16 protein-coding genes and 1 pseudogene are annotated in these 23,537 nt (G+C 39.8%); 15 read left to right on the top strand and 2 right to left on the bottom strand.

Annotated features, from left to right (window positions below):
• Positions 1–72 precede the first annotated feature (72 nt).
• From smc to gshAB, 4 genes are all read left to right on the top strand, one after another.
• Positions 73–3,666: a chromosome segregation protein SMC gene (gene smc / locus P7D84_RS06715; protein WP_311805680.1), complete on the top strand. Its 3,594-nt coding sequence runs from the start codon at positions 73–75 to the stop codon at positions 3,664–3,666.
• Positions 3,663–4,499: a Cof-type HAD-IIB family hydrolase gene (locus P7D84_RS06710; RefSeq protein ID WP_311805679.1), complete on the top strand. Its 837-nt coding sequence runs from the start codon at positions 3,663–3,665 to the stop codon at positions 4,497–4,499. The genes smc and P7D84_RS06710 overlap by 4 nt, the downstream gene beginning before the upstream one ends.
• Positions 4,500–5,864 carry a signal recognition particle-docking protein FtsY gene (ftsY, locus tag P7D84_RS06705; RefSeq protein WP_311805677.1) on the top strand — a complete coding sequence of 455 codons (1,365 nt, stop codon included), beginning with the start codon at positions 4,500–4,502 and terminating at the stop codon, positions 5,862–5,864.
• Positions 5,865–6,079: 215 nt separating this feature from the next.
• Positions 6,080–8,341 (top strand): bifunctional glutamate--cysteine ligase GshA/glutathione synthetase GshB, encoded by a 2,262-nt coding sequence (gene gshAB, locus P7D84_RS06700; RefSeq protein ID WP_311805675.1) that lies wholly within the window; start codon positions 6,080–6,082, stop codon positions 8,339–8,341.
• 104 nt (positions 8,342–8,445) lie between these two features.
• Here the strand turns inward: gshAB and P7D84_RS06695 are convergent, their stop codons facing one another.
• The gene (locus P7D84_RS06695; RefSeq protein ID WP_311805673.1) at positions 8,446–8,997 is read right to left on the bottom strand and encodes an LOG family protein; all 552 of its coding nucleotides are present in this window, start codon (positions 8,995–8,997) and stop codon (positions 8,446–8,448) included.
• A gap of 75 nt (positions 8,998–9,072) precedes the next feature.
• Positions 9,073–9,471 (bottom strand): hypothetical protein, encoded by a 399-nt coding sequence (locus tag P7D84_RS06690; protein WP_137603741.1) that lies wholly within the window; start codon positions 9,469–9,471, stop codon positions 9,073–9,075.
• Positions 9,472–9,597: 126 nt separating this feature from the next.
• On the opposite strand from P7D84_RS06690, the gene P7D84_RS06685 reads away from it, so the two are divergent.
• The 11 genes and pseudogenes from P7D84_RS06685 (at position 9,598) to P7D84_RS06630 (ending at position 23,293) form a co-directional block, all read left to right on the top strand.
• A complete protein-coding gene (locus P7D84_RS06685) occupies positions 9,598–10,497 on the top strand; it encodes a putative phosphoesterase (RefSeq protein ID WP_137603740.1) in 900 nt (299 codons plus the stop codon).
• A gap of 165 nt (positions 10,498–10,662) precedes the next feature.
• Entirely contained in the window at positions 10,663–11,112 is a 450-nt protein-coding gene (locus P7D84_RS06680) for a YaiI/YqxD family protein (RefSeq protein ID WP_137603739.1), read from the top strand.
• Between the two features lie 100 nt (positions 11,113–11,212).
• Positions 11,213–12,277: a D-alanine--D-alanine ligase gene (locus tag P7D84_RS06675; protein ID WP_311805671.1), complete on the top strand. Its 1,065-nt coding sequence runs from the start codon at positions 11,213–11,215 to the stop codon at positions 12,275–12,277.
• A 159-nt stretch (positions 12,278–12,436) separates the two neighbouring features.
• Complete coding sequence (locus tag P7D84_RS06670; RefSeq protein WP_137603737.1) at positions 12,437–13,792, top strand: UDP-N-acetylmuramoyl-tripeptide--D-alanyl-D-alanine ligase; 1,356 nt, start codon at positions 12,437–12,439, stop codon at positions 13,790–13,792.
• A gap of 331 nt (positions 13,793–14,123) precedes the next feature.
• Entirely contained in the window at positions 14,124–15,695 is a 1,572-nt protein-coding gene (gene cshA, locus P7D84_RS06665; protein WP_137603736.1) for a degradosome RNA helicase CshA, read from the top strand.
• Between the two features lie 140 nt (positions 15,696–15,835).
• Positions 15,836–16,186: a holo-ACP synthase gene (gene acpS, locus P7D84_RS06660; protein ID WP_137603735.1), complete on the top strand. Its 351-nt coding sequence runs from the start codon at positions 15,836–15,838 to the stop codon at positions 16,184–16,186.
• A gap of 19 nt (positions 16,187–16,205) precedes the next feature.
• Complete coding sequence (gene alr, locus P7D84_RS06655; protein WP_311805669.1) at positions 16,206–17,333, top strand: alanine racemase; 1,128 nt, start codon at positions 16,206–16,208, stop codon at positions 17,331–17,333.
• 33 nt (positions 17,334–17,366) lie between these two features.
• Positions 17,367–17,738 (top strand): type II toxin-antitoxin system PemK/MazF family toxin, encoded by a 372-nt coding sequence (locus P7D84_RS06650; protein WP_311805667.1) that lies wholly within the window; start codon positions 17,367–17,369, stop codon positions 17,736–17,738.
• 271 nt (positions 17,739–18,009) lie between these two features.
• Positions 18,010–19,469: pseudogene (locus P7D84_RS13915) on the top strand (AcpB/EbpR/MafR family transcriptional regulator).
• 214 nt (positions 19,470–19,683) lie between these two features.
• Positions 19,684–21,423, top strand: a complete 1,740-nt coding sequence (locus P7D84_RS06635; RefSeq protein ID WP_311805754.1) for an ABC transporter ATP-binding protein — start codon at positions 19,684–19,686, stop codon at positions 21,421–21,423.
• Complete coding sequence (locus tag P7D84_RS06630; protein ID WP_311805752.1) at positions 21,413–23,293, top strand: ABC transporter ATP-binding protein; 1,881 nt, start codon at positions 21,413–21,415, stop codon at positions 23,291–23,293. The genes P7D84_RS06635 and P7D84_RS06630 overlap by 11 nt, the downstream gene beginning before the upstream one ends.
• The last annotated feature ends 244 nt before the right edge of the window (positions 23,294–23,537 follow it).

Genomic DNA, 23,537 nt, shown 5'->3' with positions numbered 1-23,537 from the left:
TTTGAATGGACTAGCTGTCAGCAAAGCGTGGCGATTCGTGACGCCTTTTTATGAAATTTTAGGAGGAACATTTTGTACTTAAAGAGAATTGAGATTGCAGGCTTCAAGTCTTTTGCTGAACGGACGAAAATCGAGTTCGAGCAAGGTGTGACAGCGGTGATTGGACCAAACGGCAGCGGAAAAAGTAATATCACAGAAGCGATCCGCTGGGTTTTAGGAGAGCAGTCGGCCAAAAGCTTACGTGGAGGAAAGATGCCAGATATTATTTTTGCTGGTTCTGAATCACGAAAACCATTGAACATTGCAGAAGTAACGGTGGTGTTGGATAATACCGACCATTATTTGCCACTAGCTTTTAGTGAAGTGAGCGTTACACGACGCTATCGTCGATCTGGTGAAAGTGACTTTTTTATTAACAAAAAAGCTTGCCGTTTAAAAGATATCCAAGACTTATTTATGGATTCTGGCTTGGGAAAAGAGTCTTTTTCGATCATCTCCCAAGGAAAAGTAGAAGCAATTTTTGCCAGTAAACCAGAAGATCGTCGAGGAATCTTTGAAGAAGCGGCTGGTGTTTTAAAATACAAACAACGCAAGCGCAAAGCAGAGCAGAAACTTTTTGAGACAGAAGATAATCTAAGTCGGGTTCAAGACATTGTTTATGAATTAGAAGATCAGCTGACTCCTTTAGCTGCGCAAAGTAAAGCAGCTAAGGAGTTTTTGACGCTTAAAAAGGAATTGACTGCCGCTGATGTCAGTTTGACTGTAACAAAAATCAAGCAGACCCGCACTAATTGGCAAACTGCCAAGTCTGATTTTGATGAATTAGCAAAAAGGGCTGAAGAAAAAGGGCGCTTCATCCAGCAAACGGAAAACCAATTAGGTGAATTGCGTGAAAAACGCAGTAAGCTAGATGAACAAGTGGAAACTGGACAGCAGCAATTATTGTATTTGGCAGAGGCGCTGAAACAAGCAGAAGGTCAAAAAGAATTATTGAAGGAACGTTCCAAAAATACGCAAAAATCTAGTGCTGAATACCAAACGACATTAGCTGAACAGCGTAAGAAAAAAACAGCAGTCCAACTAGACTTGCAAGACATCCAAGCTCAGCAGCTCAGTAAGCAAACGGAAAAGATTGAGTTGGAAGAAAAAATCCAACAGCTGACTGCCCAAGCAAAGAAATATCAAAAATCTCCCAAAGAATTAGTGGAAGATCTGCGAGGGACGTATGTAGAGCTGATGCAAGAATCAGCCAGCGTCAGTAATGAATTAAAATACTTGGAGCGACAATACACACAAGAAACAACGAAAAATCAGCGAAGCGTCACACGATACGAAGCATTGGGCGAACAGTTGGCACAATTAAATAGTCAACGACAAGCAGCAAAAGCTAAAACCCAGGCGCTTGAAAGTCAATTGAAAAAAGAACAAGAAATGTACCATCGTTTGGTTGAAGAAAAGGCAATAGCGCAGCAACGATTGCAAAAAGATCAGCAGCAGATGTATGATCTGATGAGTCAAGTGCAGCAAGCCCGTGCTCGACAAAAAAGTTTGCAGGAAATCCAAGAAAATTACAGTGGATTTTATCAAGGTGTTCGCAGCGTTTTACAACATAAAGATCAACTAAATGGGATTATCGGTGCAGTGGCAGAGTTGATTGAAGTACCCAAAGAGTACACATTAGCAATCGAAACAGCTTTAGGTGCCGCAGCACAGCATATTATCGTGGAAAGTGAAAAAGATGCTCAAAAAGGCATCACATTTTTGAAACAACAACGAAGCGGACGAGGGACATTCTTGCCGTTGACAACAATCAAACCACGAAGTCTAGGCACGCATCAGTATGAAGCAATCAAAGATGTACCAGGATTTGTCGGAATAGCTAGTGAGCTGGTTTCTTTTTCAGAAAAGATAGCCCCTGTTATGCAAAATTTGTTGGGGGCGATCGTGATTGCTCAAGATTTGACTAGTGCCAATCAGCTTGCTCGTCAATTACGTTATCAATTTCGAGTAGTCTCTTTAGAAGGCGACGTGATGAATGCAGGAGGTTCTATGACTGGCGGCGCGACCAAACAGGGTAATCGTGGCAATTTGTTTAATCAAAGCCATGAATTAGCAGAATGGACCAAACGCTCTCAAGAGATCAATCAGGCTTTGCAAATAAAAGAGCAAGAAGTTCGTACATTGCAAACAAAAGTTGCCGAACAGACCGAATCAATCGAAGGTTTACGAACAAAAGGTGAACAGACGCGATTGGCTTATCAAGAAGCACAAAGTACAGAAGAGCGTGTCCATACGGAATTAACTCATTTACAAAAAGAACAAGCAGTGTTCTCTTATGAAGTAAAAGAGTTGGAAAGTTTCTTGACTGATTATCACACGCAAAAAGAAGCGTTAGAGATTCAACAAACTGACTTACACGTCCAACAAGAAAAAATCAATCAAGAAATCCAGCAATTGAATGAAAAAAGTGATCAGTTAGAGGAAAAACGAACCAGCATCAATACCCAACTAGGTCGCTTACAAGCCGATTACGCGGTTTTAGATGAACGATTGTTATATTTAGAACGCCAAGCGGTGAGCTTCAAAGGACAAATCAATGAATTGACTAGTCAAATCACAAGTCTGGAAAATCAATTATTGGCACTTTCCAGTGATTCGACTGGACATGAAGAAACTGAAGAGAGTTTGAAGCAACGTCTAACGGAATTAAGCAGTGGACGAGAACAATTACAAGCTCAATTGACGCTCTGGAAAGAGACCCGGCAACAAGAACAGCAGCAAATTGATCAAGCTGATTACGCGCTGACTCAAGCTAATCGTGAACAGAAACAATTACTGGCTCGGCAGTCACAAGCCGATGTTCAAAAAAATCGATACGAATTAAAACTAGACAACGCGCTGACATATTTGCAAGAAGAATATAGTTTGACTTTTGAAGGTGCCGAAGCTCGTGCTGATCTTGAAATTGAACAAGACAGTGCAGAAGTAGAAGTCAACCGTTTAAAACAAGCGATTGAAAAACTAGGGCCGGTCAATTTGAATGCCATCGAACAATATAAACAAGTATCGGAAAGATATGAGTTTCTTACGACTCAACGAGATGACTTATTATCTGCAAAAGAACAATTGTTTGAAACGATGGGTGAGATGGATGATGAAGTGAAGACTCGTTTTTACAAGACATTCCAAGCGATTCGTGACCAGTTCAATGTAGTTTTCCCGAATATGTTCGGCGGAGGACGTGCTGAATTGGTATTGACTGATCCGGATGACTTGTTGAATACTGGGATTGAAATCGAAGCACAGCCACCAGGAAAAAAACTCCAAAGTTTATCACTGCTTTCTGGCGGAGAACGAGCGCTGACAGCCATCGCATTATTATTTTCGATTATCCAAGTACGACCAGTACCGTTTTGTGTCTTGGATGAAGTTGAAGCAGCACTTGATGAAGCCAATGTCACGCGGTTTGGGCGGTACCTAAGTTCTTTCCAAAACGATACGCAATTCATCGTCGTGACGCATCGTAAAGGAACGATGGAAGCTGCTGATGTACTTTATGGAGTAGCGATGCAAGAATCCGGTGTTTCCAAGATGATCTCAGTTCGTCTGGAAGAAGTAAAAGAAGATGGGAAATTCCAAGTAAAGAAAGGGGATTCTTTGGAATGATAAAATTAATTGCGATTGATCTAGATGGGACATTGCTGACAGATGCAAAGACCATCTCTGACACAAATAAAAAAATATTAGCAGCAGCAAAATCACGCGGTGTAAAGATTGTAATCTGTACAGGACGTCCGCTGATCGCGATCAAAGAGTATTTGGCAGAACTAAATCTGCTGGATGCAAATGATTATTCGATCACATTCAATGGTGGATTGATCCAAACCAATACCGGTGAGATTTTAGGTAAATCCGCAATGCCTTTGGAAGATGTGAAACACATTTATCAGTTGTTGATGAATCTTGAGCTGCCAACGGATGTCTTATCGGATGCGTTATGTTTCCAATTGGCAACAGCAGCGGAACATCCTTCTATTTATCCAAGATTGAATAAGGCATTGACGTTTGTTCCTAAAACGATTGACGCATTAACAGAAGATATGTTGTACAATAAAGTTGTTGCAGCAATTGACGTTGAATATTTGGATCAAAAGATCGCCTTGATTCCAGAAGAGGAATATGAACGATTTGAAATTTTTAAAACACGTCCCAATTTGTTAGAATTCATGCCAAAAGGGGTGACTAAAGCGTTTGGTCTGTCAGTCTTAGGAGAACATCTAGGAATCGCGACTCATGAAATGATGGCGCTAGGTGATGAAGCCAATGATCTTTCAATGATTACCTATGCAGGAATGGGTGTAGCGATGGAAAATGCTACTGATGGTGTAAAATCCGCTGCCAATTTTGTCACAAGAACCAATCAAGCAGATGGTGTTGCTCATGCCATTCAAAAATTTGTATTTGATGATTTGAAGGAATTGAATGAAGGGAGGATTTAGATGGGATTATTTGACCGTATAAAAAAAGCCTTTACTGGCGAAAAAGAAGCTGAAAAACCAGAAGAGGTCATTGAAGATCAAGAAAATTCTGAGGTAGATGCTGATAAAGGCGTAGAGACGATTGACACAGAACAAACGCCAGAAGCAGAGCAAGCGCCCGAAACAGAAAAGGAAGCATCTCCTAGCGAAAAAACAGAGAAAATGACTGATCTTGTTGAAGACACTGTTGAACAACAGCCAGAAGAGTCAACAGATTTGCCAGTGCAAGAAGTAGAATCAGAAAGTATTGAATCTGCTCAAACATCTGCTGAGTTAGAAGAGGCAGAACAGGCGACTGAATCGTTAGCTGAAGAAACAGAGCTGCCTGAAATTTCATCCTCAGAAGCTGCAATCTCACCTGAACCAGTTGAAGAACCGATTGAAGAAACCGTTCAGGAAAAATATGACAAAGGGTTAGAAAAAACTCGTAAATCATTTGGCGAACGAATGAATGAACTATTTGCTCGTTTCCGTCGAGTAGATGAGGATTTTTTTGAAGAATTAGAAGAAACATTGATCGGTGCAGATGTCGGCTTTGATACGGCGATTAAGTTGACGGATTCGCTGCGGCAAGAAGTCAAATTGAAAAATGCTAAAAAGCCGGCACAAATTCAAAATGTCATCATTGAGAAATTAGTAGACATTTATGAAGCAGAAGGCATCAATGAAAATAATGCAATCAATTTACAATCTGATGGCTTGAGTGTAATCTTATTTGTCGGCGTTAACGGAACAGGGAAAACTACCAGCATTGGAAAACTAGCCAAACAATACAAAGATGATGGCAAAAAAGTTCTATTAGCAGCAGCGGATACTTTCCGAGCGGGCGCAATCGACCAGTTAGTCGTCTGGGGTGAACGTTCAGGTGTGGAAGTTGTTCGTGGCAATGCTGGTGGAGATCCAGCAGCAGTAGTTTTTGATGCAGTAGATAAAGCTAAAAATGAAAACTACGATATCTTATTGATCGATACGGCTGGGCGTTTACAAAATAAAGTCAATTTGATGAATGAATTGGAAAAAATCAAACGAGTTATTCAACGTGAATTTCCAACAGCCCCCCATGAGGTTTTATTAGTAGTGGATGCGACGACCGGGCAAAATGCGTTAGTCCAAGCACGCCAATTCAAAGAAACAACTGATGTCACGGGATTGGTCTTGACGAAACTCGATGGAACGGCCAAAGGCGGAATTGTTTTAGCAATCCGTAATGAATTGCATCTGCCAGTGAAACTAGTTGGTCTAGGCGAAGGGATCAATGATTTGGAAGTATTTGATTCAAATGATTTTGCTGTAGGATTGTTCAAAGGATTGTTAAAAGAAGAATAAAAATTATCGCTGATTTATTTGAAAACTGCTGTTAGGCTGTGACATATGTCACAGCCTTTTTTGCGGAAGAACGAGAGACGTTTAATAAAAACGAGCTGGACTAAATCCAGGTTGTCGTATTTTTTTAATGTTCGTCTGTTTGTATTTTTTTCAAGCATTTCCGTTCTGTTTCTGGAGGTTCTTCTATATAATGTAGCATGGGAGGCTATGGACAAATGAATACAAAAGATATGATGATACAAGAAAAGGTCAAACCTTTTTTGCTGCAAGCACGTTATGGGATTGAAAAGGAAAGTCAAAGAGTCACGCTGGAAGGACATTTAGTACGGACCGATCATCCAACTTCTGTGGGAAGTCGAAGCTTCCATCCGTATATCCAGACCGATTTTTCTGAATCTCAAATAGAGTTGATCACACCAGTCACTGAATCTGTTGACGAGGTGTTAGCTAGTTTAGAAGCAATTCACGATGTGGCACAACGAAGTATGCCAGAAGATGAGATGTTGTGGCCTTTTTCAATGCCGCCAGCCCTTCCTGAAAAAGAGGAAGATATTCAGATTGCAAAATTGGAAAACCATGCAGACGTTTTGTATCGACGCTATTTAGCACGTGAGTATGGCAAACGAAAACAAATGGTGAGCGGTATTCATTTCAATTTTGAATATGGCTTAGATTTGGTTGAACAATTATTTTTAGCTCAAACGGAAGAAGTTTTGATGGAAAACTTTAAGACCCGTTTATATATGAAAATCGCCCGCAATTTTTTGCGTTATCGTTGGTTGATAACGTATTTATTTGGTGCGAGCCCGTTAAGTGAAGCTCGTTATTTTGATGGCGCAGATCGGCCCAAAGAACCTGTTCGCAGTATTCGGACGAGCCGTTATGGCTACGTAAATAAGCCCGATGTAAAAGTCTCTTATGAAACATTGGCTCGATACAGTGAAGAGCTGGGAGAAAATGTGGCACAAGGACGTTTATCAGAAGAAAAAGAATTCTACGCGCCTATTCGGATGCGCGGTGGTAAAAAAGTAGCGGATTTGTTCCATACAGGGATTCGTTACGTGGAATTACGAAATATTGATTTGAATCCTTTTGAACGTGTAGGAATCAGTTCAGATGAGATTGAATTTCTCCATTTATTCATGCTTTATTTATTGTGGACCGATGAAAAGTTACCAGCTGATGAATGGGTAGCAGAAGGAAATCGCATCAGTGATGCTGTTTCGTTAGAACACCCAGCAAAAACAACTGCGTATGTTGCCGAAGGGCATGCTATTTTTGCAGAGATGTTGCAAATGATTGATGAATTATCATTAGAAGGTGGCGATCTGCTGCAGAAATATCAAAGCTGGCTCAATCATCCAGCAGAGACGTTTGCAGCTAGGATTTTGGCTTTAGATGAAACAAAAGGACAAGCAGTAGTAGCAACTGAACTTGGCCTTCAGTTTTATAATCAAGCTTGGGCACATCCTTACCAGTTGGCGGGATTTCAAGAAATGGAATTATCAACGCAAAGTCTATTGTTTGATGCGATCCAAAAAGGAATCGAGACTGAAGTATTGGATCGACAAGATCAATTTGTAAAACTACAGCATAAAAATCATCAAGAATTAGTGAAAAATGGCAATATGACTAGCAAGGATACATATATTGCACCCTTGTTGATGGAAAACAAAACAGTGACTAAGATCGTATTAGAACGCGCTGGTTTTCATGTGCCTCATGGGGAGACGTTCGCATCAATAGCTGAAGCCAAAAAAGCCTATCCACGTTTTGCACAAAAAGCATTTGTTATCAAACCAAAGTCAACAAATTACGGTCTAGGTATCACGATTTTTAAAAATGAACCAGCAATCAACGACTTTAATGCCGGTTTAGCCCTTGCATTTGCTGAAGATGATGAAGTGATTATTGAAGAGTTCTTAGAGGGAACTGAATACCGATTCTTTGTGATTGACCATCAAGTAAAAGCAGTCTTGCTGCGGACGCCTGCCAATGTTATCGGTGACGGAAAACAAACGATTAAAGAACTTGTTGCAGCTAAAAATGCCGATCCATTACGAGGTACCAATCATCGAGCTCCTTTGGAAAAAATCCAACTTGGTGATTTGGAACAATTGATGTTAAAAGAGCAAGGTTTTCGTATAGACAGTATCCCTGACAAAGACCAACAAGTCTTCTTGCGAGAAAATTCAAATGTCTCAACAGGTGGAGATTCAATTGACGTGACAGATGAAATGGACGAGAGTTACAAACAGATAGCTGTCGATGCAGTGGAGGTCTTAGGCGCACGCATCAGCGGAATTGACTTAATCATTCCTGATAAAGAGAAGCCTTATGAAACTGCGAAAGACTATGGAATCATTGAAGCCAATTTCAATCCAATGATGCACATGCATATCTATCCGTATATTGGACAGAGTCGCCGCTTGACCATCGATGTATTACGCTTCTTATATCCTGAAATGGCTATTTAATCAAAGAAACTTGTGATAAAAGAAAATATCCGAACTATAGAGGTCTTGCTTCTGCGCGAAACAGTTGCTTTTCATCTTATAGTTCGGATATTTTTTATCTGGAATCATATGTTGTTTTGGTAATAATTGTGAATGAAGGTGTCAATCTCAAATAGAGACTCAGAAAATAAGACGAGCTGACGATCTTTTTGAGATAAAAAATCTTGTTTGACCATCTGATCAAAAAACGCTTGCAATAAATAATAATAATTTTTTACATCAAAGAAGATACAAGGATTATGTGTCTGCCCAACACGCATCCATGAATAAGCTTCGCTGATTTCTTCTAAGGTACCTACACCGCCAGGTAAAGCGAGACAAACATCTGCTTCTTGCATCATCATTTTTTTGCGTTCGTCTAAGTCAGCTACAGTGAGTATCTGGGTCAATCCAGGATGCACCCGCTCACGATCACTCAGAAATTTTGGCATGATCCCAATTGCTGTTCCGCCTTTATTTAAAACGCTGTCTGCAACTACGCCCATCAATCCTAATTTGCTGCCGCCGTAAATTAGTTCATGATCATGTGCAACGAGCCATTCACCTAATTCTTGAGCTGCTTTTTGATACGCTGGATCAGCGCCAAGATGTGCACCACAATATACAGCGATACGCATGTGATCGCCTCCCGTTCATTTCCATTGACTAGCTGGGGCTCAGCAGATCATTTAAATGATCCATTTAGTTATGGATCATTCGACTAACTCGATTGTTTGTTTGGTTTCTTCGACAGTCAGTCCTGTTTTTTCTTCCCACCAAGTTTTCATCTCTTTTTCGTAGCTGTCAGGAAAACGATTGACTGTATCGATTAAAGGCTTGCCTTGGATTTTAGCGTGGGGAAAACTCATCGCCAGATTAAATTTTAATTCCTTTAATAGACAATAGTATTGGAACATCATGTAGCGCATTTCCTCATCGTCGCTGCTAGCTAGGACCAAGGGCGCTCGATCAAGCATGAATCCTAAACTTCGCATCATAAATAAAAACCCCGGCAGTTCATCTTTTTCAATATCATCGACTTCTTTTAAAATATCAATGTGTAAATCAAGCGCTTGCAATAAATCGGTTTGTAAATTTTGATAAGTGATCATTACATTTCCCTCCTTTGATTTTCATTGATTTAAGTATAGCATATCTGTAAACTTCCTTGTGATCTGACTAGCATTTGATTCGCATTCTGAGATTAGTTTGTGTAAAGTAAAAAAGGAGGCGGTAAAATGGGGAAATTAGCTGTAATTACTGATTTACATGCAGATATCAATCACTTTGGTGATCATGAGCTAGCATTACTTTTTAGTGTATTAAAAGAACAAAAGGCAACACGGTTACACTTTGCTGGTGATACGGCCAATAGAATCGACCGAGCATTAGCAGTCAACCATTTTTTCCGGCATCACGGGCTGCCGACAACTTTTAATTTGGGAAATCATGAAATGGGTACTGTCAAAGGCGAGCAGATGATCGAACATTATCCTGACAGCCATTTTTTGAATCTTCGTTACCTCCCGCTTAATCAAAAGACAGTGTTATTAGGATTAAATGGCTGGTATGATTATAGTTTTTCTGAGTCAAATGATCCGCAGAAAAATCGCTCGATTAAAAATATTTATTGGTTTGATCGAGTGATCGAACGCTTTGCAGATGATCCTACTGTCATGCAAGAAATTTTGCGGCAATTACAGGATGTCTTAGATGAATTAGCTCGTAAAAACTATCAAGTGATACTAGTGACGCATTTTGTCCCTAAAACAGAATTCATCGTTCGTCTAAACGGTGACTACAAAATTTGGAACAAATTAAATGCTTTTTTAGGGTCACAATCCTTAGGGAATTTATTAGATCGGTATGATAACATTCGACAAGTAGTCTTCGGTCATACGCATCGCCGTTTTGACGATCAAACCTTTTATGGGACGATTTACAGTTGTCGACCATTGGGGTATTACTATGAGTGGAAGATTACTCGAGATTTTGTTTTAGATAATCAATTGGCAGAGATCTATCTCCCTATGAAAATGCGAAGCTTATTGAAAAAACATCAAGCAGCATTTACTGAATATAAAAAAATTCACTTAATCGAAGAATTTCAGCAAGCAATTACCTGGATTTCTTATTAGAATTGATTTTAACAATTAGCAAGTATTTTTTGTTCGTTAAAAAAGCCGTGGATTTTTGAGCGGTTTTTACTCAACACGCTTGCATCTAGTTGTAATCCTTGTAACAATAGGTATGATAAAAAATGACTTACTTAATGAGTCTTGGTAATTGGGAAGGTTGATAACATGCGTTTGATCATTGATGGTGATGGATCGCCAGTAAAAGACACGACGATTTTAGTCGCTGAAAAATATGGAATACCAGTAGTGATCGTAACAAGTATCGATCATTATTCAAAAAAAGAATACCCTGATTTTGTAAGGTTCATCTATGTCGATCGTGGATCAGATTCGGCGGATTTCAAGATCGTCTCAGTGATTAAGCCAACAGATATTTTAATCACTCAAGACTACGGGCTTGCTTCGTTAACATTGGCAAAAGCAGCCCATGTCTTACATCAGACCGGAATGGAATATACTCAGATGAATATCGATGCTTTATTGACACAACGTTTCATCGGCAGCAAGATGCGCCAAGCAAAACAACGGACAAAAGGCCCTAAGCCTTTCACAAACGTTGAACGGGAACAGTTTAAAGAAGTTCTAGAAAGCTTGATTCAACAGTCTTTAGTGTAATCAAAATGATAAGCTTTGTCATACTTGTAAAATTTCTTTTTGGGGATTTTGATTTTTGTGCTAAAATATTAGGGATCAGAAAGTAATGGAGGATATTCATTTGAAAATTATTTTACTTTATGGTGGGAAAAGTCCAGAACATGATGTTGCGATTTTGTCGGCCTTTTCAGTTATTTCTGCGGTTTATTTTGATTATTATCAAGTACAACTTATTTATATCGATAAAACCGGTCAATGGGTCAAAGGTCCATTATTAACGGAAGCACCAGAAACAGACGAAACATTGCGTTTGACTTGGGATACAGCAGGTCATGAAGTTGAAGGATTCAGCGGAAAAGTAATTGATCCTGGTGATATCAAAGAAGAAAACGCGATCGTTTTTCCCGTCTTGCATGGACCAAATGGTGAAGACGGAACGATCCAAGGCTTCTTAGAAACATTGAACATGCCTTATGTTGGGGCGGGCGTAATGGCCAGTGCCTGTGCCATGGATAAAATCATGACTAAGTATATCTTGCAAGCTGCCGGAATCCCTCAAGTACCGTATGTACCTGTGTTAAAGAACCAATGGAAAGAAAATCCAAAACAAATTTTTGAAAAATGTGAAGGAACACTGTTGTATCCAATGTTCGTTAAACCAGCTAACATGGGTTCAAGTGTCGGGATCACGCGTGCAGAAAATCGAGAAGAACTACAAAATGCGCTGCAAGAAGCGTATCGGTATGATTCTCGGGCATTGGTTGAACAAGGAATCGATGCGCGCGAGATTGAAGTTGCCGTTTTAGGTAATGATGATGTGCGGACGACACTGCCTGGAGAAGTCGTAAAAGAGGTTGCGTTTTATGATTACAATGCTAAATATATCGACAACACAATCAAAATGGCGATACCAGCAGAAGTACCTGAAGATGTGATGCAAAAAGCCCGTGAATTTGCCAAACTAGCTTATACGATGTTAGACGGTTCAGGACTTAGTCGCTGTGACTTTTTCTTGACCAACAAAAATGAATTATTCTTAAATGAATTAAATACAATGCCCGGCTTTACAGAATTCAGTATGTATCCATTATTATGGGAAAACATGGGACTGAAATACGGCGACTTGATTGAAGAGTTGATTCAATTAGGATTGAAACGCTACGAACAGCAAGCCGCTTTTGAATAATCAGACAGACTGCTTAATCACAACAGGACTTGAGACATGATTCTGTATGAATGATGCCTCAAGTTCCTTTTAATGTTTTACCAACCGAGTTGGCTTAAATCGAATCAACGTATTTGCGGAATCGTTTAAAGTCAGAAACCAAAAAATGGGAGGAACACCATGAATTTTACAACGACAATCATCAGCAAGGCCGTTCAAGGTGAAGTATTGACGGAAAATGAGGTGACCGTTACTGGTGTCGAATTCGATTCACGAAAAATTGAAGCAGGCGATTTGTTCATCCCGTTACAGGGGACGAATGATGGTCACGAGTTTGTAGCCAAAGCGATTGAAAATGGTGCAACAGCGACATTATGGAGTCAAGATCCTGCAACAGCTCCTGAAGAGATCGCAGTTATTTTGGTCAAAGATACTTTGCTAGCTTTTCAAGCGTTAGCAAGCTACTATTTACTGGAAGAAAATCCTGATGTGATTGCGATTACAGGTTCAAATGGCAAAACAACGACCAAAGATATGACCGAAGCGGTACTCAATCAAAAATTTCGAACATATAAAACACAAGGAAATTATAACAATGACATCGGACTGCCTTACACGATCTTGCATATGCCAGAAGGAACTGAAAAACTGATCTTGGAAATGGGCATGGACCATGCAGGAGAGATTAGTGTTTTATCAGAACTAGCTGAACCAGATGTTGCGGCAATCACGATTATTGGCGAAGCCCATATTGAAAATTTAGGCTCGCGAGAAAAGATTGCGGATGCAAAAATGGAGATCACTACGGGACTAGCAGCAGATGGATTATTGGTTATCCCAGCAGATGAGCCATTACTGACCGAGCGCACGCGTTCGTTATCACAAACGATAGAAACCGTCGGCATTCAAGCAGGAGATCTATCAGCGACGATTTTGAATGAGAACAAAGGTGCTACTGTTTTTTCTGTGGAAGACAATGGGTATCAAATTCCTTTACCAGGTAGTTACAATGTTCAAAATGCGTTGATTGCTATAGCAATCGGTCGTTGGTTTGGGCTGAATAACGACGAGATTTTTCAAGGCTTAGCTTACGTACAAGTTACACAAAATCGAACGCAGTGGTTGAAAGCTGCAAATGGTGCAGATATTTTGAGTGATGTGTATAATGCCAACCCAACAGCGATGGGGCTAGTTTTAGATACTTTTGCTAAACTGCCTACAGAAGGTCGTCGTCTGGCAGTCTTGGCAGATATGTTAGAGCTAGGCGATAAATCTTTCTCACTGCATACGAGCATGGTAAAACATATCAATGATCAAGATTTTCAAGAAATCTTTTTATATGGTGAAGACATGAAAGGTTTGAAAGTAGCTTTAGCGGATCGTTACCCGACATTAGCTGTACATTATTTCAATAGGGAAGAAAAACAGCAAATGATGGAAACTGTTAAAAATAATTTACAAGCAAATGACAATATTGTTTTAAAAGGTAGTAATGGAATGGGCTTGCTTGAAGTTGTCGAATTTTTGCAGGCGTAGTGAAAAGTTGCAGAAAATGAAATGATGTGCTAGAATGAGCCATTGCCGAGAAATGAAGTAATGATTGAATGAGTCATCCAATAAATTAAAGATTCGCTAGTGAATAGATCGCTGGCTTACCAATTATTTTTGAGAAGCGGTTGGGGCATTTTTCAATTGAACGATGTCGCAACCACTTTTTGTGAGAGATGATCCTTCCGCCTGACTTCGCGGAGCGGTTTTTCGGTAGTATCGCCAAGGACGGCAACTAAAGGGACAGTTGCAGACTAAACGCAGATACCAAACCATACGCTCTAAATGATAAGGTCAACAGACATTAGGAGGATATCATTTGAAATTCAAAGAACTAAAATTATCACCAGAACTATTGCTCGCGGTTGAACGCGCAGGTTTTGAAGAAGCAACACCGATCCAAGCACAAACGATTCCATTAGCTTTAAACGGAAGAGATGTTATTGGACAAGCACAAACTGGTACTGGTAAAACCGCTGCTTTTGGTTTACCTATGCTGGATAAAATTGATACAACGAACAATGCTTTACAAGGATTAGTCATTTCACCAACCCGTGAATTAGCAATTCAAACACAAGAAGAGTTGTATCGTCTAGGCCGCGACAAAAAAATTCGCGTTCAAGCTGTCTACGGTGGTGCAGACATCGGTCGTCAAATTCGTGGATTGAAAGATCGTCCGCATATCGTTGTTGGTACACCTGGTCGTATGCTCGATCATATTAACCGTCACACATTAAAACTAGAAACAGTTGAGACATTGGTCTTAGATGAAGCAGACGAAATGTTGAACATGGGCTTTCTAGAAGATATCGAAAAAATTATCAGTAAAGTCCCTGCCGAACGTCAAACTTTGTTGTTCTCAGCTACAATGCCAGATGCAATCAAAAAAATCGGCGTTAAATTTATGAGAGATCCTGAACATGTGAAAATCAAAGCCAAAGAAATGACTGCTGATTTGATCGATCAATATTATGTTCGTGGAAAAGATTATGAAAAATTCGATATCATGACTCGTTTGTTTGATGTTCAAACACCAGATTTAGCAATCGTCTTTGGACGGACTAAACGTCGTGTAGATGAATTGGCTCGCGGTCTAGAAGCTCGTGGCTACAAAGCTGAAGGAATCCATGGTGATTTGTCACAACAAAAACGGATGAGTGTTTTACGTTCGTTTAAGCGTGGCGATCTTGATATTTTAGTAGCGACAGACGTTGCTGCTCGTGGCTTGGATATCTCTGGCGTTACCCATGTTTACAACTACGATATTCCACAAGATCCAGAAAGTTATGTTCACCGGATTGGCCGTACAGGTCGTGCAGGTAAGGGCGGTATGTCAGTAACGTTCGTTACACCAAACGAAATGGGTTACTTACATGTCATTGAAAACCTAACGAAAAAACGGATGAATCCATTGCGTCCACCGACCGAAAAAGAAGCATTCAAAGGTCAATTAGGTGCAGCGATGGAACAAATCCAAAGCCAAATGGAAGAAAATTCCGACAGCTTGGAAAAATACAATGAATCAGCAAAAGAATTACTGGCTGCTTATTCACCAGAGGAACTAGCTGCTTTATTGTTGAAGACAACAGCGAAAGATCCTGCTGATGCTGTACCAGTAAAAATCACGCCGGAACGTCCATTGCCTTCAAATAAAAAAGGCGGGTTCAATCGTGGCGGCGGTAAACGTAGTGGCGGCAACAATCGCGGTGGTGGTAATAACCGTGGCGGCGGTCGCAGCAAAGACAACTACCGCAAAGATCGTGATCGTAATAGCAGCAACAATAAAAACAAAAACTATGGCGGAAGCAAACAACATAGCAACAATAAAAATACAAACCGCAGCAACGATAAAAAACGCGGCTTTGTGATCCGTTCAAATTCAAACGATTAATCTATCAGCAAAGCCATCGATCTTTTTGATTGATGGCTTTTTTGTTTAGTTAAAGAGATTTTAAAAGAATTCTTTGAAAAAAACATAGCATTTAAATAAGTCTTTGGTAAAATAAAGATGTTACTGAAAGGGTTGAGAGTATGATCAAAGGAATCGGGATCGATGCGACTGAGTTGGAACGAGTCGCAAAAATTATTGAACGTCGCCCGCATTTTGTCGAAAGAATATTAACTCCGGCAGAACAGACCCTTTTTGCTAGCCATTCTCCTCATCGTCAGGTAGAATTTTTAGCAGGCCGGTACGCATGTAAAGAAGCTTTTTCTAAAGCCTGGGGAACCGGTATTGGAAAAGTCAGCTTTCAAGATTTGGAAATTTTACGAAATGACAATGGTGCCCCCGCCTTTACAAAATCACCTCACCAGGGAAACGTTTTTGTCAGTTTGACCCATACAGAGGAACTAGCGATCGCACAAGTATTGCTGGAAGAATAGAAAGAAGGACACTTAGTTTATGGTTGTAACGTATCATCGACCTACGAGAGCTATCATACATAAGAAAGCATTGAGTGAAAATATTAAAAATGAAATAAAACGTTTGCCTGAATCAGTTGAGTTATTTGCAGTAGTAAAAGCTGACGGGTATGGACATGGCGCAGTAGCTACAGCACAGATTGCATTGTCGGCAGGTGCTACTGGTTTTTGTGTGGCCACTTTGGATGAAGCCATTGAATTGCGAGAAGCAGGTATTACGGAACCGATTTTAGTATTAAGTGTTGTTTTCCCAAGTTATTTGTCGTTAGTTGTAGACTATGACTTATCGATTACTGTAGCGACAAAAGAATGGTTGATTGAAGCTCAAGAAGTATTAAAAGATTTAGCAAAGACAACAACGCCAATAAAAATTCATATCAAGGCTGATACTGGAATGGGAAGGATTGGATTTTTAACACCTGATGCCGTCAAAGAAGCAGTGGAAATTATTGAAGCTTCGCCTAACTTGCTTTGGGAAGGATTATTTACTCATTTTGCTACAGCAGATGAACAAGATACTTCCTATTGGTACAAACAGGCAGCTCGCTTTAATGCAGTGATTGATGCGCTGGATCACTTGCCGCGGTATGTCCACTCTAGTAACAGTGCAACTGCCTTATGGCACGACAAAGAAATGCCGGGCAACATGATCCGTTATGGTGTGGGGATGTATGGATTGAATCCATCCGGCCATGAATTAGCCGAAACCTATCCGTTAAAACCAGCGATGGAATTACTCTCTGAACTGATCCAAGTTAAAGAATTACCAGCTGAGGAAGGTGTAGGTTATGGAAAAACATATGATACACCAAAAAAAGAATGGATCGGTACAGTTCCAATTGGTTATGCGGATGGCTGGTTGCGAAAGATGCAAGGTTTTTCGTTGTTGGTGGAAGGTGAGTTTTGTGAAACGATTGGGCGTGTCTGTATGGATCAATTAATGATCCGTTTGCCGCGGGAATTTAAAGTCGGTACTAAAGTCACTTTGATCGGCAAGAGCAAAGATCAAGAAATCACGATGCAAGACGTAGCGGATCATCTGGGAACGATTCATTATGAAGTTTGTTGTACGCTTTCAGAGCGTGTACCGCGAATTTATCAAAAATAAAAACAAGAAATTCTGAACTTTGGGAGGAGAATTATGATTAAGCGTGGTGATATCTATTTCGCAGATTTATCGCCAGTTATTGGTTCTGAACAAGGAGGGATTCGTCCGGTGTTGGTGATCCAAAATAATTTAGGAAATCATTTTAGTCCAACGATCATCATTGCCGCAATCACAGCGAAAATGGCGAAACCTAAATTACCAACACATATTGGAATCAAATCAAATGGTACGGGAATCGAACGAGACTCAGTGATTTTATTAGAGCAGATTCGCACGATTGATAAAACTCGTTTGAAAGAAAAAGTTTGCCATTTGGATGACTGTTTGATGGCAGAAGTAGATGCGGCTTTACGAATCAGTGTCGGGATTGAAACGATGTCTGTGGCTACGTCAAATCTTACATAAAAAGATCAACTCACTTTTGAAACAGTGAGGAAGAATACACTATGGTGTTCTTCCTCGCTGTTTTTGCTGCTCAATAAGCGATTTTATTTTTAAAACGAAAGAACAATAAGAATACTGAAAATAATCCTCATTAAGTAAATATATTATTTGTGATTTTTAAAGTGTTTCTAGTCGATACTTATGCGATTTATCGTGTCATCTTATGATATCATAACAAAAGAATAATGTAGAAAAAATGATTGTGGCACAATGACAATTGAGTTGGGAGGGAATGTTTGTGCGGAGATTACTTAAAAATACCACACAGCGACGTTTGGCCATCATAGGTGTTTTACGAGATCTGATTGGATGGCAGAATCCAGAAATGATTGCGGATCTATTAGATTGTTCTACCAAAACGGTGTTATCTGATGTAGAAGCGATCAATCAATTTTGGGGAGAGCATGTTGGTATCGAGTACTCTCGTACAAATGGCTTACGATTAAATGATGCGTTGCATAATAAGACGCGGCAATTGGCATGGAATTTAATGAATGAATCTGAAGCCTTTACTTTTTTAGAACGGATCTTTTTTCAACCAAATGAAGATACTGATTATTGGATTAACGAGCTGTTCATTAGTGAAGCGACTTTTTATCGAATGGTCAAACAACTGGATAAAGTCCTAGCTGAAAAAGGGCTGATCCTTGAACGCAAACCGTTTCGTGTCACTGCTAAAGAAGAACGGTGGGTCCGGATTTTTTATGTCCAATTGTTTTTAGAAAAATATGGATTGAACGAATGGCCCTTTGACTTAGAACGCGGGAAGATCATTAATTTTATTCGCAAGGCTAGTCGTGCCCTCGGGATTTTTTATAATGACCGTGAAATACTTGAAAGTAGTTATTACTGGCTGTGATTATTGTTCGAACTTCGCAAGGTTTTATCTTGTCAGAATGTGAAAAACTAGCCTTGAATCCGACAGTGATCACTAACGTTTTAACCTTGCGAACGATAGCAGATCAAATCGTGCAAGATTCAGAATATCATGTGACTGAGCGTTGGTATGATGAAGTGGCGAACAGTTTGTTTTGCAACTACTTTATTACTAAAGTGGACCCTTGCTGCCAAGTAAGTGCGAAGTATCTAGTTAATTTCTTAAAAGAAATAGAGTTGGTCTATGAAATCTCTTTACCAAAAGATCAGCGGGAGACCATCTTACAAAAATTAATGCAGATCCATGCGGCTTATCAAGTCTGTCCTTACCAACGATCCATTTTGTTTGATTCTGCGGCGTATTTTTCGCGGAATGCGAAACTGCAATACCCACATTTCACAAAATACATCCATCAGCTATTGTTAAAAATGGAGCGTGAAAGCGGTGATCCTTGGTTCAGTCAATTTTATTTCTCAGTTTTGACTGTCTTGTTCAAAGAATGGGAAGGGTTGGCTCGTTCATTAGATATCCACTCGGCGAAAGTGAAGATTTTTGTAGTGAGTGATTCAGGGGAAGGGCATGCAGCAATGATTGCTGAGCTGATCCGCAGTCATTTTTATTATCGGGTAGCAATTGAGGTTCATCGAGGCTCTGCTTTAGATTTTTCTTATGATGAAAGTTTCAAGAAGTATGATCTGGTCGTAGCAAATTATCCAATCAAAAATTATTCTTATGGCAATTTAAAGATTGTGGATGATTTTTTAACAGAGAGTGACCTTTCTTCTATTGGTTCATTTGTAAAAAATGTTCGATAAAAACAAGTCGACAGTTTACGTGAACTGTCAAAATGGATTCTTCATTTTTGACAAAATATTTAAGGGGATGACTCCCCTTTTTTTATTTTAGACTAGGTAGAATCAACGATCATTTTTGCTGCTGTTCTTACGGGGAAAGGTAGCATTTAATAGAGTTTTTAAGAAAAAGTCTCTATACTATAAGGAGTAATTATTAGTGAAAGGACGTGAGCATGTGTTAAAAAAATTACTGACAAATGTCGGTGAATATAAGAAACAGAGTTTGCAGACTCCGTTATTTACCATGGGAGAGGTCTTGATGGATGTAATTATGCCATTGATCATGGCTGGATTGATCGACCATGGCATTGAAAAAAGTGATTCCAATACGATCCTGCGTTATGGCGGGTTGTTGTTTTTATGTGCGTTGTTCGCATTAGCAACAGGTACATTAGGCGGTCGGACGGCAGCAATCGCCTCGGCTGGATTTGCTAAAAACTTGCGTCATAATTTGTTTGAACGAATCCAAAGTTTTTCCTTTTCAAACATTGATCGGTTTTCTAGCTCAAGTTTAATCACCCGTTTAACGACTGATGTGACGAATGTTCAAAATGCTTATCAAATGGTGATTCGAATCTTGGTCCGTTCACCATTAATTTTGATTTTCTCATTGGCGATGACGTTTCATATCAATCGGGAATTATCGATGATTTATTTAGTGATTGTCCCGATTATGGTCATAGGATTAGGCTTGATTATTCGCTTTGCCCATCCTTTATTTGAAAAAGTTTTTCGGACGTATGATCGATTGAACAGTGTGGTCCATGAGAATCTTCAAGGAATCCGGGTCGTGAAATCTTACGTAAGAGAAGAATATGAAGAAGAAAAATTCAGCCAAGTATCAAAAAAAGTCTTTGATAATTTCACGAAAGCGCAACGTATCGTGGCATTCAATATGCCGCTTTTGCAAGTAGCGGTCTATGCCTGCATGTTATTGCTCTCATGGTTAGGTGCTGAATTGATCGTGGACAAAGGAGATTTAACAACTGGTGAGTTGGTCAGTATGTTCAACTATACGATGCAGATTTTGATGAGTCTGATGATGATGTCGATGACGTTTGTTCAATTGATGATTGCTCGGACATCTGCTGAACGGATCACCGAAGTGCTAAGTGAAGAAAGTGACTTGAAAAACGGGGATGCGCCACTAACAGAAGTGCCTGATGGCTCAGTAGAATTTCAAGATGTTTGTTTTAGTTATAAAGACGATATGGACAAATTGGTTTTAGAAAATATTGATTTAACGATTGCATCTGGTGAAGTAATCGGGATTGTCGGCGGTACTGGCAGTTCAAAATCTAGTCTGGTACAATTGATCCCGCGTCTTTATGATGTGACACATGGAAAAGTCAAAGTCGGTGGTCACGATGTACGAGATTACGATCTAGAAGTACTGAGAGACCAAGTCGGGATGGTTTTGCAAAACAATGTCTTATTCAGTGGAACCATTACAGAAAATCTGCGTTGGGGCAACGCACATGCAACGGAAGAAGAAGTAAGACACGCTGCGATGATTGCACAGGCAGATCCCTTTATTCAAGAATTTCCAAACAACTATGACACGATGATTTCTGAAGGTGGGAACAATGTTTCCGGCGGGCAAAAACAGCGGCTAACAATCGCCCGGGCCTTATTGAAAAAACCTAAGATTTTAATTTTAGATGATTCCACCAGTGCAGTCGATACCAAAACGGATCGAGCGATTCGTGAAGGTCTAGCTAAAGAGATTCCTGGTACGACGACATTTATTATTTCTCAACGGATTAGTTCAATCCAAGATACTGATCGAATCATCGTGTTGGATGATGGAAAGATTAACGGGGTTGGGACTCATGAAGAATTATTAGCCACGAATGTAATCTATCAAGAAGTCTTTAGCTCTCAACAGAAGGGATTTGGTGAACATGATAAATAAAAAACTCGCAGCCAAATCTAGTCCGATAAGAACGATTAAACGACTGCTGAAAATCATGGCGAAAGAACACAAGGTCCAATTGATCATTGTCTTTTTTATGATCTTAATCAGTGCATTTGCCAATGTACGTGGATCGTTGTTTTTACAAGTCGTGATTGATGAGCATATCACACCGTTAATCGGTCAAGAGAATCCGAATTTTACTGGCTTATTAAAAGCGATTTTAACAATGGCCTTAATCTATATCGTTGGTGTTGTAGGAACTCTTTCCTATAATTTGATTATGGTGAAAGTATCGGAAGGAACACAGAAAAAAATTCGTGATCAAATGTTTAATCATCTGGAAACATTGCCGTTACGATATTTTGATTCAAACGCAGATGGCGATATCATGAGTCATTTTACTAATGATACCGACACGCTGCGTCAAATGATCTCACAAAGTATCCCCAATTTACTGATGGCATTGGTAACGTTTGTTTCTGTATTTATCGCGATGTTTTCATTGAGTGTTCCGTTAACATGTTTTGTCTTAGTTTCAGTTTCATTGATGTTTGTGACACTGCGCTTCATCACTAATCGCAGCGGACGCTATTTTGGCGAACAACAGCGCTCGCTTGGCAAAGTCAATGGTTATATTGAAGAGATGATGCATGGTCAGAAAGTGGTGAAAGTCTTCAATCATGAAAAGGCAGCAATCGCCAATTTTGATGTCATCAATAACCAGTTACAAGAAAGTGCAACAAAAGCCAACGGGATGGCTAACAGTCTGATGCCAATCATGATGAATCTCTTGAATATCCAATACGTCTTAGTTGCGATCATCGGCGGTTTGTTTGCTGTTTATGGTATCTCTGCTTTAACAGTAGGAATGATTGCGGCATTCTTGCAACTCAGTCGTTCGTTGAATGGCCCAATCAGCCAGATCTCTCAGCAAATCAATTTTGTGATTATGGTATTGGCTGGAGCAGACCGAATCTTCCAATTATTAGATGAAGAATCGGAAGTTGATGATGGGTATGTCACTCTTGTAAATGTCAAAGAAGTCGAAGGACAACTGATTGAAACCAACGAACGGACAGGTATCTGGGCATGGAAACATCCGCATGAAGATGGAACAACTTCTTATGTCCGTCTAACTGGAGATGTTCGCTTTGAAGACGTTAATTTTGGGTACAATGATGAACAATTGGTGTTGCATGACATCAATCTTTATGCCGAACCTGGACAAAAAGTCGCGTTTGTAGGAGCGACCGGAGCTGGTAAAACAACGATAACGAATTTGATTAATCGTTTTTATGATATTCAAGATGGTAAGATTCGTTATGATGGAGTCAATATCAAGAAGATCGAAAAAAATTCGTTGCGCATGTCTCTAGGAATCGTTTTGCAAGATACGCATTTGTTCACTGGTACGGTCAAAGAAAATATTCGTTATGGGAATCTGACTGCGACAGATGAAGAAGTTTATCAAGCCGCAAAATTATCAAATGCAGATACCTTCATCCAGCATTTGCCTGAGAAGTATGATACGGTAATCACAGGTGACGGAGAAGGATTGTCGCAAGGGCAACGTCAATTGCTGGCAATTGCAAGAGCAGCGATTGCTGATCCGCCGGTAATGATTATGGATGAAGCAACTTCTAGCATCGATACGCGAACAGAAAGTATCGTTCAGTCGGGTATGGATCGTTTGATGGAAGGGCGTACCGTGTTTGTGATTGCCCATCGTTTATCGACAATCCAGAATTCAGATGTCATCATGGTAATGGATCATGGTCGAATCATCGAACGCGGCGATCATGAGAGTTTGTTAGCAGAACGCGGAATGTATTATCAATTGTATACAGGAAAAGTAGAACTAGATTGATTATGGGGTGTGTCTTACGGAAGTGAGACACACCTTTTTGTTGGAACAAGGAGAGGATAATCGCTACAATGAGAACAAAGGTCGTTAAAAAAGAAAAACCGGGAAAATGCTGCACTGTTAGCGTAAAGATAAACGCCAAATGTTGTTTTTAACGAGTGATTTTATTAGAAAGACTAACTATATAGAGTCAAGTGAAAATTAGCTAAATCAAAAAAATATTTTATAACAGTTAAGTCCAAAAAAT

This window comes from Enterococcus dongliensis (genome assembly GCF_031927985.1).
In the GTDB taxonomy this organism is placed as follows: domain Bacteria; phylum Bacillota; class Bacilli; order Lactobacillales; family Enterococcaceae; genus Enterococcus_A; species Enterococcus_A dongliensis.
Note: the sequence above shows the minus strand (reverse complement) of the source record. Positions and strands in the feature narration are given on the sequence as shown.